General features: G+C 73.5%; 15 protein-coding genes and 1 tRNA gene. 9 read left to right on the top strand and 7 right to left on the bottom strand.

The genetic code is table 11. From position 1 onward, the window contains the following. Positions 1-8: 8 nt before the first annotated feature. Positions 9-929 (bottom strand): zinc-binding dehydrogenase, encoded by a 921-nt coding sequence (locus QRN56_RS14845; protein ID WP_285104496.1) that lies wholly within the window; start codon positions 927-929, stop codon positions 9-11. Positions 930-981: 52 nt separating this feature from the next. Between QRN56_RS14845 and QRN56_RS14840 the strand changes: the two genes are divergently transcribed. The 3 genes from QRN56_RS14840 (at position 982) to QRN56_RS14830 (ending at position 2,903) form a co-directional block, all read left to right on the top strand. Beyond that, on the top strand, positions 982-1,620 hold the full coding sequence (locus tag QRN56_RS14840) for a TetR/AcrR family transcriptional regulator (protein ID WP_285104495.1): 639 nt from the start codon (positions 982-984) through the stop codon (positions 1,618-1,620). Between the two features lie 119 nt (positions 1,621-1,739). Continuing rightward, the gene (locus QRN56_RS14835) at positions 1,740-2,138 is read left to right on the top strand and encodes an ester cyclase (RefSeq protein WP_285104493.1); all 399 of its coding nucleotides are present in this window, start codon (positions 1,740-1,742) and stop codon (positions 2,136-2,138) included. Between the two features lie 72 nt (positions 2,139-2,210). After that, positions 2,211-2,903, top strand: coding sequence for an NAD(P)H-binding protein (locus QRN56_RS14830; protein WP_285104492.1), 693 nt, complete (start codon positions 2,211-2,213; stop codon positions 2,901-2,903). Between the two features lie 174 nt (positions 2,904-3,077). On the opposite strand, the gene QRN56_RS14825 is transcribed toward QRN56_RS14830, so the two are convergent. Then, positions 3,078-3,162: transfer RNA gene (locus tag QRN56_RS14825), tRNA-Leu, on the bottom strand. Between the two features lie 176 nt (positions 3,163-3,338). Beyond that, a complete protein-coding gene (locus QRN56_RS14820; protein ID WP_285104490.1) occupies positions 3,339-4,265 on the bottom strand; it encodes an SDR family NAD(P)-dependent oxidoreductase in 927 nt (308 codons plus the stop codon). A 101-nt stretch (positions 4,266-4,366) separates the two neighbouring features. Here QRN56_RS14820 and QRN56_RS14815 point away from each other — a divergent pair, with 101 nt between their 5' ends. After that, positions 4,367-5,275, top strand: a complete 909-nt coding sequence (locus tag QRN56_RS14815; RefSeq protein WP_285104489.1) for a helix-turn-helix transcriptional regulator — start codon at positions 4,367-4,369, stop codon at positions 5,273-5,275. Here QRN56_RS14815 and QRN56_RS14810 read toward each other — a convergent pair. The 3 genes from QRN56_RS14810 to QRN56_RS14800 form a co-directional block, all read right to left on the bottom strand. Continuing rightward, complete coding sequence (locus tag QRN56_RS14810; protein ID WP_285104487.1) at positions 5,250-5,603, bottom strand: zinc-binding dehydrogenase; 354 nt, start codon at positions 5,601-5,603, stop codon at positions 5,250-5,252. The genes QRN56_RS14815 and QRN56_RS14810 overlap by 26 nt on opposite strands. Positions 5,604-5,751: 148 nt before the next feature. Next, the gene (locus QRN56_RS14805) at positions 5,752-6,498 is read right to left on the bottom strand and encodes a phosphotransferase family protein (protein WP_285104485.1); all 747 of its coding nucleotides are present in this window, start codon (positions 6,496-6,498) and stop codon (positions 5,752-5,754) included. A gap of 107 nt (positions 6,499-6,605) precedes the next feature. Further along, the gene (locus tag QRN56_RS14800; RefSeq protein ID WP_285104483.1) at positions 6,606-7,427 is read right to left on the bottom strand and encodes a DUF427 domain-containing protein; all 822 of its coding nucleotides are present in this window, start codon (positions 7,425-7,427) and stop codon (positions 6,606-6,608) included. 145 nt (positions 7,428-7,572) lie between these two features. Between QRN56_RS14800 and QRN56_RS14795 the strand changes: the two genes are divergently transcribed. The 5 genes from QRN56_RS14795 (at position 7,573) to QRN56_RS14775 (ending at position 13,469) form a co-directional block, all read left to right on the top strand. After that, positions 7,573-8,007, top strand: a complete 435-nt coding sequence (locus QRN56_RS14795; RefSeq protein WP_285104481.1) for a hypothetical protein — start codon at positions 7,573-7,575, stop codon at positions 8,005-8,007. A 63-nt stretch (positions 8,008-8,070) separates the two neighbouring features. Further along, a complete protein-coding gene (locus tag QRN56_RS14790) occupies positions 8,071-8,523 on the top strand; it encodes an SRPBCC family protein (RefSeq protein WP_285104480.1) in 453 nt (150 codons plus the stop codon). A 128-nt stretch (positions 8,524-8,651) separates the two neighbouring features. Beyond that, positions 8,652-9,818, top strand: coding sequence for an aminotransferase class I/II-fold pyridoxal phosphate-dependent enzyme (locus QRN56_RS14785; protein ID WP_285104479.1), 1,167 nt, complete (start codon positions 8,652-8,654; stop codon positions 9,816-9,818). Positions 9,819-9,915: 97 nt separating this feature from the next. Beyond that, positions 9,916-11,802, top strand: a complete 1,887-nt coding sequence (gene recQ / locus QRN56_RS14780; protein WP_285104478.1) for a DNA helicase RecQ — start codon at positions 9,916-9,918, stop codon at positions 11,800-11,802. A gap of 110 nt (positions 11,803-11,912) precedes the next feature. Then, the gene (locus QRN56_RS14775) at positions 11,913-13,469 is read left to right on the top strand and encodes a flavin monoamine oxidase family protein (RefSeq protein ID WP_285104476.1); all 1,557 of its coding nucleotides are present in this window, start codon (positions 11,913-11,915) and stop codon (positions 13,467-13,469) included. 45 nt (positions 13,470-13,514) lie between these two features. On the opposite strand, the gene dinB is transcribed toward QRN56_RS14775, so the two are convergent. Continuing rightward, positions 13,515-14,771, bottom strand: a complete 1,257-nt coding sequence (dinB, locus tag QRN56_RS14770; RefSeq protein ID WP_285104475.1) for a DNA polymerase IV — start codon at positions 14,769-14,771, stop codon at positions 13,515-13,517. Positions 14,772-14,827 lie beyond the last annotated feature (56 nt).

Here is a 14,827-nt window from a genome sequence, read left to right as displayed (position 1 = left end):
CGTCTGCCTCAGCCCACGGTCAGGACGACCTTGCCGTGCGTCCGCCCCGCGCCGGCGGCGAAAGCGTCCGGCAGCTCCTGCCACGGTCGGACGGCCGCGACCACGGGGTCGAGGCGGCCCTCGTGGATCTCGGTCGCGAGCCACGCCATGTCGGGGCCGAGATCGGTCTCGGCCCCGAGGAAGAACGTCGTCAGGGACCGGTCGTGGCGGCCGGCGTCACCGAACAGGGCCCCGTACCCGAAGCGCTCCTCCTGCCCGGCCGCGTGCCCCAGCGCGACGAGCGTGCCGCCCGGTGCCAGCCGGGCGAACGCCTCCACCAGGTGGGAGCCGCCCAACAGGTCGAGCACACCGGACACGTCCTGGCCCAGGTCGGACGGCGCGGCGATCACCTCACGCGCACCGAGCTCGACCAGCCGGCGCCGCGCGGCGCGGTTCCGCGTGGTAGCGACGACCTCGGCACCGCTGCGGGCGGCGAGCTGGACGGCGAACAGCCCCACAGCGCTGGTCCCGCCGAGCACCAGCACACGGCGGCCGAGGAGCGGGCCGAGGCGGCGCAGCCCGCGCAGTGCACTGGTGGCCGCGACGGGCACGACACTGGTGAGGTTCGGGTCGGCGCCGTCGGGGGCGACTCCCACGGACTCTGCGGTCACAAGCCGACGCTGCGCCCAGGCGCTGTCCACCCCCAGCGATGCCACCACCTGGCCGAGGCGCGGGCCCGTCCCGTCGAGCGCCTCGGCCACGACGACGCCCGCCGCGTCCCAGCCGGGGATCATGCCGTCCGGCAGGCCCGGCAGCGCCTCGAGGTCGCCGTGGTTCGGCGCAAAGGCGAGCACCTGGATGACGGCGTCGTGCGGTCCGGGTACCGGGTCGGGCACCTCGCGCAGGCTGAGGTGGCTGGGTGACGAGTGGTCGACCGTCCATGCGAGCATGCCGCAACTGTATGCCAACTGCCACTGAGTGCCAGTTCGCTATGATGGCCCGATGACGACGCAGCCCGGCACAGGCACGCTCCGCAGCAGGCGCATCGCGCGGAGCCGGCAGCGCCTGGTGGAGATCGCACTGCCGGCCTTCGCCGAGCGTGGGTACGACGCGGTGACCGTCGACTGGCTGTGCGACCAGGCCGAGGTGTCCAAGCGGAGCTTCTTCCGCTACTTCGCGGGCAAGGAAGACCTCGCACTGACCCCGCTGAACGACGTCTGGCGCACCCTGATCGACGGTCTCGACGAGGTGCTCGCCCGCAGCGGGCCGCTGCTGGAGGTCCTGGGTGACGCGCTCGTCGAGCGCGTCGAGCGGATGCCACCCGGGTGGGAACGCCTCGCGGTGCTCAGCGCCCGTCTGAGCGGCACCCACCCGGCGATCGACGCCGCGGGCATGCTGGTGTGCGAGCGCCTGACACAGCAGGTGGTCGACGCGATCACGGCGCGGCTGGCCGACGCGCCCGGAGCGGACCTCTCGGCCCGCTTCGTGTGCGCCGTCGCGATCGCCGGCCACCGAGCCGCCGTCGACACCTGGCGGTCGTCACCCGACGCCGAGGCGACGGCGACCCGGGCGGAGCTCTGCACCCTGATCCGGGCATCACTCACCGCCGCGCCGGACGCACTGACGATCAGGCTCCCCTGACGATCGCCCTGGACGATATGTAAAGAACTCTGCGTCATGGATCTTACGACCGCACTCCGGCAGCATCGACGGCGCAGGCGAAACACACAGGGCCCGGACACCGGGCAGGAAAGGCAGTCATGTCCGACTTCAACATCCGCGAGTTCTACGACCGCTACACCGAGGCGCTCAACGCCCACGAGTTCGACCGCATGGACGAGTTCGTCGCCGAGACGATCATCTCGCACGGCCAGCCCGCCACCCGGGCGGACGTCGTCGCGGCGCTCAAGGGCATCGCCGACGCGGTTCCCGACATTAACTGGGAGATCAAGGAAGTCGTGATCGACGCGGACGGCGGGACCCTGTCCTGCCATTCCGTCAACCACGGCACACCCACCAAGGAATGGCTCGGTGTGGCTCCCACAGGTGCTCGGATCGAGATCGACGAGATCGCCATGTACAAGGTCCGCGACGGAAAGTTCGTGCAGATGTCCAACGTCCACGACGTCGAGGCCCTGAAGAAGCAGCTCGCGGTCTGACCGGTCGGGCTCGGCACGGCGGTACCCGCCAGGTCGCCGAGCCCGGCCGTCAGGCCGGACAAGAGGGTTCGGATGCCCGTCAGCGGGCACCAGGCGGAGGGAAGTGAGCTGGCGGTGAACGTGTTCGTCATCGGGATCGCGGGCAGGACCGGAACGCTGCTCGCCAGTGCGCTGCAGCATCGGGGCGATCAGGTGCGTGGCCTCGTGCGCCGGGGTGGGCAGCGGGATGCTCTCGCTGCCCAGGGGATCGAGACGGTCGTCGGTGACATCGCACGGATGACCTCGGCGGAGCTCGCGTCCACGTTCGCGGACGCCGAGGCCGTCCTGTTCGCAGCGGGATCCAACGGCGGCGCCGCCGAGGTGACCCGCGCCGTCGACGGTGACGGGGTCGACAAGACGATCGAGGCGATGCGCCGCGCCGGCCTGCGGCGCCTGGCGCTGGTGTCGGTGCTCCCGGAGTCGTGGCGGGAGCGCAGCCTCAGCGACGAGGAGGAGTACTACTTCGCCGTGAAGAAGCAGGCGGACGTCGCGGTTGCCCGCAGCGACCTGGACTGGCTGATCCTGCGCCCGTCCCTGCTCACCGACGAGCCCGGAACGGGCAGGGTGTCACTCGGCCCGGCGGAGCTGCACGGCCAGATTCCCCGGGCGGACGTCGCCGAGACGTTGGCCGCGCTGGTGCACGAGCCGCGGATCGGCCGGCAGATCCTCGAGCTCAACGGCGGAGACACCCCGATCCCGGAGGCAGTGCGTCGCAGCATCCGCTGACCCGGGGTGACCATCGTCGGCGAGCGCAGCCCCTCGAGGTGCTGCGACGCGCCACGGACAAGAAACGCCGAGGCCTCGACGAGGCGCTCGGCGTTCGGGTCGACTTCGACGCCGCGGCGTCGAAGATCGTGCTCGGCATGTCACCCCTGGCCACACCAGGGAGTGAATAGTGAGTGTCCGGAGGGGGACTTGAACCCCCACGCCCGATAAAGGGCACTAGCACCTCAAGCTAGCGCGTCTGCCATTCCGCCACCCGGACAGGTGGACCGTTCCTGGCGTTTCCGCCTTCCCGGTGCGTGGAAAAACATAGCACGCAGAACGGGTCGGGTCCGAATCGAAAAGCGTGTGACCTGGGCCGCTCTGCGGACGGGCGGCCCAGGTCCAGCCCGAACACCGGCGCGGGGCAGCCCGGACCGGGCGCCGGCGCCCGGCGCATCAGCCCAGGAGCTGCTCCGTCGCCTCCCACAGCCGCTCCTCGCGCTCCCGGTCCCGCGCGAACGGTTCGACCTCGCGCTCGGCGGTCTTGACCACGAACGCGCCGTCGCGCAGGTGCGCCCAGCGCTCGTCGAGGGCCACGGCCGCCAGCAGGGGCCCCGACCGCTCCGGGGTGGAGACGCCGGGGATGCGCCCGATCGCGCGTCCGACCCGCTGCAGCGCGGGCCCGTGCCCCCGCGAGAGGCCGCTGCCGGGCATGAATCCCGGCTCGAACACCGACACGGCCACGCCGTCGGGCAGGCGCCGCTGCAGCTCGTGCGCGTAGTAGAGGATCGCGAGCTTCGAGTTCGAGTAGGCGATGCCCGCGTCGCGGGTGCCGGGCTCAGAACCGGCGTCCGCCGGCCGCGCGAGGTCCAGCGGGTCGCGCCACATTGCGGGCGGCACGCCGAGCAGACGGCGCGGGGTGTTCAGGTAGTACGTGTTGGACCCGAGCAGCACGATCCGGGCCGGAGCCGCGAGCGCACCCGCCAGGTCGCGCACGAGCTGGGCGTGCGCCAGGTGGTTGACGGCGAAGGTCAGCTCGTAACCGTCCACGGAGGCGGTGCGGGTGTCCACCACGGACACCCCGGCGTTGCCGATGACCGCGTGCAGCGGCCGCACCTCGCCGTCGTCCAGGAGGCTCCTTGCGGTCTTCCCGGCCGCGCGCACGTCGGCCAGGCTCGCCAGGTCGGCCCCGATGGCATGGGCGGTGGCGCCCGCTGCCCGCGCCTCGGCGGTGATCGAGTCGAGCCGCGGGCCGGGCCGCCCCACCAGGAGCAGGTCGGGACGGCGTTGCGGGCTGCGGTTCGCCATGGCCTGCACGGCGGAACGGCCGAGGCCGCTGGTCGGTCCGGTGATGAGCACGGTTCCGGTGGTCGAGATCGTCATGCCGTCATCGTGGGTCGGCAGGGCGGCGCGGGGCAGTCGTCGGGTTGTCGTAGGACCGGCAGGGCCACCACAAGTACGCGGGCGGAGCGCAGACTGGAGCGATGGAGCTCGGACCTGCGATACGACACTGGCGCGACCGCGTGTCGCCCGACGCGGCCGGGATACCGGTCGGCGCCCGGCGGCGCGCCGCGGGGCTGCGCCGCGAGGAGCTGGCCCAGCTCGCCGGCATCTCCGTCGACTACCTCACGCGGCTGGAGCAGGGGCGGGCCACCGCGCCGTCGGACCAGGTCGTGGAGGCGCTCGCCCGGGGCCTGCGGCTCAGCGAGCCCGAGCGCGAGCTGCTGTTCCGGCTCGCCGGGCTGACCGCGCCGGGGCGCGGCCTGGTCTCCACCCGCATCACCCCCAGCGTGCAGCGGCTGCTCGACCGGTTCGACGGGCACCCCGTGGTGATCTTCGACGCCATGTGGAACCTCGTGACCGCCAACGCCGCCTACGACGCCCTCATGGGCCGAACCACCGCGTGGCGCGGGCCGGAGCGCAACGCGGTCTGGCGGCACCTGCTCGGGCCTGCCTCACGCGTGGTCCACTCGCCGCAGGAGGAGGCAGACCTGGTGGCGAACCTCGTGGCCGACCTGCGGCTGACGGCGACGCGATACCCCGGGGACCCACGCATCCGCCGCCTCGTGGCGGAGCTCCGGACGCGCAGCACCGAGTTCGTGCGGCTCTGGGAGGCGATCGACCTGACCGCGCAGGAGGCACCGGCGAAGCTGAAGACGGTCGACCACCCCGAGGTCGGACGCATCCGGATCGACTGCGACACCCTCGTGGTCGCCGGGGACGACCTGCGGATCATGGTCTACTCCTGCGAGCCCGGCACCGAGGACGCGGAGCGGCTCGCGCTCGCGATCGTCCTCGGTAACCAGGCGATGCGCGATCAGGCACCGAGCGATCGGGCACCGAGCCGCCGGGAGGCCGACGGCGCCGTCACTCCCCCTCGGCGACCTCGATGATCGTCTTGCCAGGTACGCGCCGTCCGGCGAACGCGGCCGCCGTCTCGGACAGCGGCCGCACGACCCCGACCACGGGCTTGAGGCGGCCGGCGCGGACCCGTTCGGCGAGGTCGACCAGCCGGGCGCGGTCGGGTTCGACGACGAAGAAGATCGCCCGTCCGTCCCTCGGGTGGACGGTGGGCGGCGCCGCAATGGTGACGACGGTGCCGCCCGGGCGCACCAGCCCGGTCGAGCGTTCCAGCACCTCGCCGCCGATGACGTCGAGCACCAGGTCCACGTCGCCCGCCTGATCCAGCTCCCCGGCGCCCAGGTCGAGGAACGTGTGCACCCCCAGGTCCGCCGCGAGGTCCCGGTCCCCGGCGCGGCCAGCGGGTCTCAGGTACTGCGGTGTCCATGCTGCCCAGGGGTCGACGGTCCGCGCCGCCCGAGTCCGGCCAGGACCCCCCGATTTCCGGACCGGACCTCCCGTGCCGGCCCTACGGTTCCCGCATCCGGGACCTGAGCACGTCGAACTCGCACCCCGGCGCGTCCGGGTCGAAGCCGTGCTCGACCAGCCAGCGCGCCGCCGTCAGGCTGCGCAGCGACCACCAGGCGCGGATCACGTCGCGGTCGGCGCCGGGGCCGTAGCCGGCGAGCAGGTCGTCCAGGCGTTCCTCGTGCCCGAGCGTCAGGATGGCGAGGTCGAACATGGCGTCGCCCGGCGCGGCCTCGGACCAGTCGATGACGCCGGTGACCTCGTCGCCGTCGACGAACACGTGCGTGATCTGCAGGTCGCCGTGGACGAACGCCGGCCGCCACGGGCGGAGCGCCAGCTGCGCGATCTCGCGGTTGCGCCGGACCACCTCGGCGGGCAGGACGGCGTTGTCGAGCAGCCAGGCGCACTCGCGCTCCAGCTCCGCCGCGACGTCGGCCGGCCTGCGGCCCGGCCACGGCGGCAGCGGCGCGTCGTGCAGCCTCCGGATCGCGGCACCCGCCGCGGCCCACGCCGCCGACGACGCGGCGGACGGCTCGCCGAGGACGCCGAGCGCCGTGCCCCGCACCGCGGCGATCGCGAGCACGGGCGGCTCGTGCCAGAGGATCGCCGGGGTCGGTACCGGCGCCATCGCCATCGCCCGCACCTCGACGTCCGCGTGCGCCGGATCGCCGTCGACCTTCAGGAACACGTCGCCCACGCGCAGCGTCGCGCGCTGGCTGTGGGCGACGACGACCTCCACCTCGTCCATGCCGGCCATCCTGACGGAACGGACCGCCGATCTCGCCGGTTTTTCCGCGGCGGCCCTGCGGCGATGCTGCGGCGACCCTGCCGCGCCCCCTGCCAGAGCCGAGCGGCCTAGGACCGGCCGACCCGCTCGCCGTCGACCCAGACCTCCAGGTCCGGGTTCTTCTCCTGCCAGAAGCAGACCATCCCGGCGATCCGCAGCCCCTCGCGCAGCGGGGTGTCGTAGCCCCAGACGACGTCGCGCAGCCGCAGGTCGCCGACGCGGACCGTCCAGTAGGCGGCCGTGCCCTTGTACGCGCAGTAGCTCACCGTGTCGGTGGGCGTGAGCAGGTCCATCCGCACGTCGACCTGCGGCAGGTAGTACCGCGGCGGCTGCCCGGACTGGACCAGGACGACCGGCCGGCGCGACTCGGCGACCACCTCACCGCCCGCAACCACCCGGACGTGCCGGTTCGACGGCATCGCGTCCACCCGCACGTACGGGTCGCGCGCGTGGGTGTGGATCACCTCCTCCTCGGCGAGCCAGGTGTCGAGGGCCGACCAGTCCAGCGTCACCGCGTCCCGCAGGGCCGCGAGCGGGGCCTGCGGGTAGCGCTGGGCGGCGCCGGGCAGCACCCGCTCCCCCGCCGCGCCGTCCGGCACGACGACGTCGAACAGCTCGCTGGGCCCGAGGCTTCGGGACCGGCGACCGGGGCCCGCAGGACGCAGCCCGGCCCTCAGCTCGGCGGGGGCGAAGAAGTACTGGGGGTAGAAGCGGTGCTCCCAGACCAGCAGCGGCGGGTCGGCGTCCGCGACGAGCACGCCCCCGCTGTAGGCGCGCACGCGGACCGAGCCTGGCTCGGCCGTTCCCGGCTGGATCGCGACTGCCCTGGGTGCGATCTCTCCCCGCGCCGCGTCCCTGCGCACGGTCTCCCGCTGCACGATGTCGCTCATCCTGTCCGCCACCCTTCGTCGTCCGTCGCGATCCGCCGCGCGCCGGGGGATCTCGCGCTTCACTCCTACCCACCTGACCGGCGAGCTCCCCGATGCGTGACCGTCCCGTCGGACGAGTGTCAGCGGTCGGGTGTTTCCTGGACCCATGAACAGATCGGACCGGGACGACACGAGCCGGAGGACGCGGTTCGCGATCGACGCCGTCACCGCGGTACGCCTGGTGCGCGAGGACCCCGCGGCGGGCGCCCACGTGCCGCTGGTCGCGCCGGCGGCGCTGCGCAGCCATGCCATGTCGATCCTCTATCGCGACACCGACGCGGGGCTGCTGGACGAGAAGACGGCGCGGGCGCTGCTCGAACGGGTCGCCACGCTCAAGGTCCGGTTGCTCGGCGACCGGGTCTCGCGCGCGACCGCGTGGAAGGTCGCCCGGCAGCTCGGCTGGCACGACACCGGCCAGGCCGAGTACCTCGCGGTGGCCACGCTGCAGGCCGACGTCCTGGTGGCGGGCGACCGCGACATCGCGGCGGCCGCGGCGGGGCTGGTGCCCCTGGCCACCTACGACGACCTGCGCCGGGCGTGACGGGTCGCGTCCGACGGGTCGGCGCCCGACCGGCCCCGGACGCTCGTGCGCCACAATCCTCGCGTGACCACCCTCAGGTTCGAGCTCACCGCCTCCGTCCCCGTCGACCCGCACGCCGCGATCGACTTCCTGGCCGACCTCACCCGGCATCGCGGCCTGCACCCCTACCTGGTGTCCGCCGACGTCGTCGCGAGCGGCGCCGGCCCGGACGGGCCGTGGCAGGACTGGCACGTCGTCGAGCGGCCCCGGCTCGGTCCGCTGCGGTACACGATCCGCTTCCCGGCCCGCATGGTGCGTGCCGAAGACGATGTGCTGACGTCGTCCGTGCGCGCCGCGCCGGGCTGCACGCTGCGCACGGTCACCCGGGCGACGGCGTCGGGCGACGGCGCCCTGCTCACGGAGACGACCGAGGTGACGGCCCCCTGGCCGGTAGCCGGGTACATGACCCGCCACGCCCGCGCCGCGCACGAGCGGACGTTCGCGCTGCTGCCCGGGGAGCTGGGCCGGCTCCGGTAGACAGGACGGGGTCGGCAAGGCTCGCCACGCCGCACGACACGCCGAGCGGCCCACCGTGTGTGCCCGGCGGTTCGGGGGCATCATGAGGAACATCGGGGGCGGCCGCATCTCGCGAGAGGAGCCGCGGCATGGAGCTGTCCGACCGGGCCAGAGCGACGCAGGACGCCATCGAGCCCGTCACGTCCTTCTTCGTCTCGCTGCGCGCGATGGACGGCCAGCGCGACGTCGTCGACCTGACGTTCGGCGACCCGCACGAGATGCCGCTGCGAGGCCTCGTCGACGCCCTGCGCACCAACCTCGAGCCCCGCGCCGTGGACTGGTTCGCCTACAAGACCAGCCTGGCCCCCGCGCGGGAGACGATCGCGGAGGGGCTGCGCGGCGAGCTCGGCCTCCCCTTCGACTCGGACGACGTGGCCATGACGCAGGGCGCGTTCGGCGCCATCGCGCTGGCGTTCCGGCTCGTGGCCGACGCCGGGGACGAGGTGGTGATCCCCGAGCCCGGCTGGTTCTACGCCCCGATGCTGCAAGCGGCCAACCTGGTGCCGGTCCGGGCGCCGCTGAGCGCAGACGGGTTCGACCTGGACGTCGAGGCCGTCGCCCGGGCGATCACGCCGCGCACCCGCGTCGTCGTCGTGAACTCCCCCGCCAACCCGACCGGCCGCGTCTACGCCCGGGACCGGCTGGTCGAGCTCGCGAGCGTGCTCGACGCCGCGTCGGCGCGCGCCGGCCGCCGGATCTGGCTGTTGTCCGACGAGCCGTACCGCAGGATCCGGTTCGACGGCGTGGGCTTCACGAGCCCGGCCGAGTGCTACCCGTGGACCCTGGTCGACTACAGCTACGGCAAGGTCCTGCTCGCGCCCGGACAGCGCCTCGGCTACCTCGCGCTCTCGCCCCTGATCCCCGACGACGTGCGCATCGAGCTGCGCGCCGCTCTGCTCCCCCTGCAGATGGGGCTCGGCTGGGGCTTCCCCGACGCCCTCATGCAGTACGCGGTGCCGGCCCTGGAGACCGTCTCGATCGACGTCGGCGAGCTGCAGCGGCGCCGCGACCTCATGGTCGCCGCGCTCGGCGCGGCGGGCTACGACCTCACCGTGCCCGAGGGCACGTTCTACCTGTGGAGCGCCGCGCCGGGCGGCGACGCGCCGGGCTTCGTCACCGCGCTCGCCGGGCGCGGCGTGTTCGTGCTGCCCGGCACCGTCTTCGACCGGGCCGGGCACTTCCGGATCAGCCTGACCGCGACCACCGCCATGCTGCAGCGGGCGCTGCCGGCCCTGCGCGAGCTCGCGCCGCGCTGACAGGTCGGGCCGCCGGGCCGCCGCGGTCCGGCCGCGTGACGGGCCACGCCGTCCGCCCGTCCCGCCCGTGTCAGCGTCCCCTGGCACACTGGCGGCCATGACTTACCCGGACGCCGCCTCGCCCGAGCTCGACGTGACAGGACCCGCGCTCGACCTGGCGCCGACGCCGCTCGACGTGCTGCGTTCCGTCTTCGGCTACGACGCCTTCCGCGGCGAACAGCAGGAGATCATCGAGACGGTGACGAACGGCGGCGACGCCCTCGTGCTCATGCCCACCGGCGGCGGCAAGTCGCTGTGCTACCAGATCCCGGCCCTGGTCCGGCAGGGCACCGGCGTGGTGATCTCGCCGCTGATCGCGCTGATGCAGGACCAGGTGGACGCCCTGGAGGCGCTCGGGGTGCGCGCCGGCTTCCTCAACTCGACCCAGGACGCGGACCAGCGCCGCCAGGTGGAGCAGGCCTACCGGTCGGGCGAGCTGGACCTGCTCTACCTCGCGCCGGAACGCCTCGGGGTCGAGTCCACGGCCCGGCTGCTCGACCAGGGCACCATCGCGCTGTTCGCGATCGACGAGGCGCACTGCGTGTCCCAGTGGGGCCACGACTTCCGCCCCGACTACCTGCGCCTCGGCGCGCTGGCCGAGCGGTGGCCCGGCGTCCCTCGCATCGCGCTGACCGCGACGGCCACCCAGCACACCCGCGAGGAGATCGCGGACCGCCTGGGCCTGACAGAGGCCAGGCACTTCGTGGCCAGCTTCGACCGGCCCAACATCACCTACCGCGTCGCGCCCAAGGACAGCCCGCTCAGGCAGCTGCTGAACCTGGTGCGCACCGAGCACCCCGGCGAGGCCGGGATCGTGTACTGCCTGTCACGCGCGTCGGTCGAGAAGACCGCCCAGCAGCTCACCGACCAGGGCATCCGCGCCCTGCCGTACCACGCGGGCCTGCCCGCGGCGGTGCGCGCGGCCAACCAGGCGACGTTCCTGCGCGAGGACGGCGTGGTCATGGTCGCGACCATCGCGTTCGGCATGGGCATCGACAAGCCCGACGTGCGGTTCGTGGCGCACCTCGACCTGCCCAAGTCCGTCGAGGGCTACTACCAGGAGACGGGCCGCGCGGGGCGCGACGGCCTGCCGTCGACGGCGTGGCTCGCATACGGCCTGGCCGACGTGGTCCAGCAGCGCAAGATGATCGCCGAGTCCGAGGGCGACCTCGCGCACCGCCGCCGGCTGTCGTCCCATCTCGACGCCATGCTGGCGCTCTGCGAGACCGTGGAGTGCCGCCGCGCCCAGCTCCTGCGCTACTTCGGTCAGCAGCACCCCGGGGACTGCGGGGCGTGCGACACCTGTCAGAACCCGCCCGAGGCCTGGGACGGCACCGTCGCCGCCCAGAAGCTCCTGTCCGCCGTGTTCCGGCTGGACCGCGAGCGCAACCAGCGTTTCGGCGTGGGCCATGTGGTCGACATCCTGCGGGGCAAGGCCACGCCCAAGATCACGCAGTGGGGGCACGACGGCCTCACGGTGTTCGGCGTGGGCGAGGACCTGTCGGACGGCGAGTGGCGGTCCGTGGCGCGCCAGCTCCTGGCGCAGGGCCTGCTGGAGGTGGACTCGAACCACGGCACGCTGCTGCTCACCGAGACCAGCGGCGACGTCCTGGGCCGGCGGCGCGAGGTGCGGCTGCGGCGCGACCCTGCCCCGGCGGCGGGCGCGGCGCGCCGGTCGTCCCGGTCCGGGGGCGCGAAGGCGGACGCGGTGGCGCTGTCCGACGCCGACCAGGAGGTGTTCGAGCGGCTGCGCGCCTGGCGGGCTGCGGCGGCCAAGGAGCAGGGCGTGCCCGCCTACGTGGTGTTCCACGACGCGACGCTGCGCACGGTGGCGACGGAGCGGCCGGGCGACCTGGACGCGCTGAGCGGGATCAGCGGCGTGGGCCAGGCCAAGCTGGACCGCTACGGCGAGGGGATCCTGGCAGCGCTGCACGCCCAGGAGTGAGCAGCGGTCGCGGTCGACGGCGGAGACGGTTTTGCACACTGCGAAACCGACGTCGTGCCGGGGCCGGGCCGGTCGTACGCTCATCCGTGAGCTGACGGAGGTATGCGGCGATGCGAACTCCTCTTCACCTGGCCCTGCGCAGGTTGGTGCGGGACGTCGGGATCGACGCGCACGGACGCGCGCCGAAGGCCGGCGGGCTCACCCGGCGCCAGTTCCTGGGCGGGTCCCTGGCGACCGGTGCCGGACTCGGGTTCGCCGCGACGGCGCCCGGGGTCGCGGCAGCGGCCGGACCCGGCAGGCGGCACCCGCGGATCGTCGTCGTCGGCGCCGGCCTGGCCGGCCTGACCGCGGCGTACCGGCTGAGGCAGGCCGGCTACGGCGCGACCGTCTACGAGGCGGCCGACCGGATCGGTGGCCGCTGCTGGTCGAACCGCCGCTGGCGCGACGGCCAGGTCTCCGAGCACGGTGGGGAGCTCATCGACACCGGGCACAACGCGATCCTCGACCTGGTCGACGAGCTCGGCCTGGACGTCGAGAACCGGGCGGAGGCGACCCCGCCGGGCACGGAGCCGTTCTACTTCTTCGACGACGTGCCGTACCTGGTCGACGAGGTCCGTGACGACCTGCGGGAGATCCTGCCGCAGGCCCAGAGCGATGCCGAGGCCGCCGGCTTCCCGATCCTGTACCACGACCACACCGCCCGGGCCCGCGAGCTGGACCTGATGTCGATCCGGCAGTGGATCGACGCCTATGTGCCCGGCGGCCCGTCCTCCAGGCTCGGCCGGCTGCTCGACGTGGCCTACACGATCGAGTACGGCGCAGAGATCGACCGTCAGTCGTCGCTCAACCTGATCAACCTCTTCGGCTACTCCACGGCCGAGGACCCGCAGCTGTTCGGCGAGTCCGACGAGGTGTTCCACGTGGCCGGCGGGAACGACCAGGTCGTCACCCGCCTGGCCGAGGCCCTGCCCGGCCAGATCGTGACCGGCACCGCCCTCACCGCGCTGGAGCGGGACGACCGCGGCCGCTACGCGCTGAGCCTGACCCGCCACGGGAGGAGCACCACGGTGGTCGCCGACCGGCTCCTGCTCGCCCTGCCGTTCTCGCTGCTGCGCCGCGTCGACCTGCGCGGGGCCAGGTTTCCGGAGCTCAAGCGCACGGCCATCGCGGACCTGCCGATGGGGCAGAACACCAAGCTCGTGCTGCAGTTCGACCGGCGCGCCTGGCAGGAGGCCGGCTGCGACGGGGACACGTTCGCCGACACCGGCTACCAGGCCACCTGGGACACCACGCTCGGCCAGCGCGGTGTCCGGGGCATCCTCACGAACTTCACCGGCGGACGCGTGGCGCTCGACTTCGCGGACGCCTCGGCCACCCGGTACGCCCGCCGGTTCCTGGGGCAGCTCACGCCGGTGCTGCCGGAGGTCCCACCCACGTGGACCGGAGCGGCGTCCCTGGACTACTGGCCGGGCTACCGCTGGACCCGCGGTTCGTACGCCTACTACGCCGTCGGGCAGTACACGACCTTCGCCGGCGTCGAGGCCGAACCGGTCGGCACGTGTCACTTCGCCGGCGAGCACACCTCGATCGAGAGCCAGGGCTACCTCAACGGCGCCGTCGAGTCCGGCGAACGGGCTGCGCGGGAGATGCTCGACGCGCTCCGGTAGCCGCGCGACGGCACGCTCGTCCCGGTGGTCCAGGACGAGACGTGCTCACAGGTCGTGCTCGGCGAGCTCGCGGAACTCGTCCGGCACGGCGCCGGCCCGGCGCAGCACCACGGGGAGGTAGCCGACGGCGTCCCCGCCGAACCGCGTCCGGATCGCGTCCATCGACTCGTCGACGGCGCTCCGTGCCGCGCCCGGCGCGGAGCCGGGGCGCCACGGGTCGGGCGGTTGCAGGTCGAGCTCGAGCTGGACCGCCCCCTGGTCCGCGATGTTCGAGACGGAGACGCCGAGCAGGGTGATCTCGCACGGCGCGGCGTCCTCGATGGCGGACCAGGCCAGCCGCACCGCGACCTCGGTGAGGGTGAGCGTGGCGGACATCGGCACCGGCAGCGTGAGGGACCGCGTCGCCCGGTGCATGCCCGCGAACCGCACCGCGACCGTCACCGTGCGCCCCGCGCGCCCCTTGGCCCGCAGCCGGCGCGAGACCCGGTCGGACAGGTGCGCCAGGACCGCCCGGACGTCGTCGGGCTCCGGACGGCGTCGGCTCAGGGCCGACTGCGCCCCCACGGAGCGCGCGCGGCGGCTGGTGACGACCCGGCGCGGGTCCTCGTCCTGCGCCATCGCGCTGAGCTTGTGCCCGACGGCGTGCCCGAGGATGTGCTCGACCGCGGACGACGGGGTACGCGCCAGCTCACCGATCGTCCGGATGCCGAGGTCGGCCAGCCGCTGCTCGTTCACGGGGCCCACGCCCCAGATCAGGCGGACGGGCAGCGGGTCGAGGAAGGTCCGCTCGGCGCCGGGGTCGACGACGACCAGGCCGTCCGGCTTGGCCACCTGGGAGGCGATCTTCGCGAGGTGCTTGGTGCGCGCGGCGCCGACCGAGATGGGTAGTCCTACCTCGGCACGGACGCGTTCGCGGATCCGCGCCCCGATCGCCGCGGGCGGGCCGAACAGGTGTGTCGCACCGGACACGTCGAGGAACGCCTCGTCGATCGAGATCCGTTCGACCGTCGGCGTGACGTCCGCCAGGACGGCCATCACGGCATCGCCGAGCCGCTGGTACTCCCGGAAATGACCCCGGACGAACACGAGGTCGGGGCAGAGCCCGGCTGCGCGCCAGCCGGGCATCCCGCCCTGCACCCCGTGGACCTTGGCCTCGTACGAGGCCGCGAGCACGACTCCCCCGCGCGGTCCGCCGCCGACGGCGATCGGCCGTCCGCGCAGGCCAGGGTCCAGCAGCTGCTCGACCGACGCGTAGAACGCGTCGAGGTCGGCGTGCAGGATCGTGGCCTCGCGGACGGACATGACAACATTCTACTCGAACACGTGTTCTATGCCTCCGGCCCCGGCCGGCACCTCCC

Origin of the sequence: Promicromonospora sp. MEB111, from assembly GCF_030209445.1 — a bacterium.
GTDB lineage: Bacteria > Actinomycetota > Actinomycetes > Actinomycetales > Cellulomonadaceae > Promicromonospora.
The sequence above is the reverse complement of the archived record's forward strand: the minus strand, read 5'-3'. Positions and strand labels throughout refer to the sequence as shown.

Coding starts and splice junctions, on each gene's coding strand:
- QRN56_RS14815 (WP_285104489.1), top strand. CDS start 4,367: ATGGAGCTCGGACCTGCGATACGACACTGGCGCGACCGCGTGTCGCCC.
- recQ (WP_285104478.1), top strand. CDS start 9,916: ATGACTTACCCGGACGCCGCCTCGCCCGAGCTCGACGTGACAGGACCC.
- QRN56_RS14840 (WP_285104495.1), top strand. CDS start 982: ATGACGACGCAGCCCGGCACAGGCACGCTCCGCAGCAGGCGCATCGCG.
- QRN56_RS14835 (WP_285104493.1), top strand. CDS start 1,740: ATGTCCGACTTCAACATCCGCGAGTTCTACGACCGCTACACCGAGGCG.
- QRN56_RS14800 (WP_285104483.1), bottom strand. CDS start 7,427: ATGAGCGACATCGTGCAGCGGGAGACCGTGCGCAGGGACGCGGCGCGG.
- QRN56_RS14845 (WP_285104496.1), bottom strand. CDS start 929: ATGCTCGCATGGACGGTCGACCACTCGTCACCCAGCCACCTCAGCCTG.
- QRN56_RS14795 (WP_285104481.1), top strand. CDS start 7,573: ATGAACAGATCGGACCGGGACGACACGAGCCGGAGGACGCGGTTCGCG.
- QRN56_RS14830 (WP_285104492.1), top strand. CDS start 2,211: ATGCCCGTCAGCGGGCACCAGGCGGAGGGAAGTGAGCTGGCGGTGAAC.
- QRN56_RS14785 (WP_285104479.1), top strand. CDS start 8,652: ATGGAGCTGTCCGACCGGGCCAGAGCGACGCAGGACGCCATCGAGCCC.
- dinB (WP_285104475.1), bottom strand. CDS start 14,771: ATGTCCGTCCGCGAGGCCACGATCCTGCACGCCGACCTCGACGCGTTC.
- QRN56_RS14805 (WP_285104485.1), bottom strand. CDS start 6,498: ATGGACGAGGTGGAGGTCGTCGTCGCCCACAGCCAGCGCGCGACGCTG.
- QRN56_RS14775 (WP_285104476.1), top strand. CDS start 11,913: ATGCGAACTCCTCTTCACCTGGCCCTGCGCAGGTTGGTGCGGGACGTC.
- QRN56_RS14820 (WP_285104490.1), bottom strand. CDS start 4,265: ATGACGATCTCGACCACCGGAACCGTGCTCATCACCGGACCGACCAGC.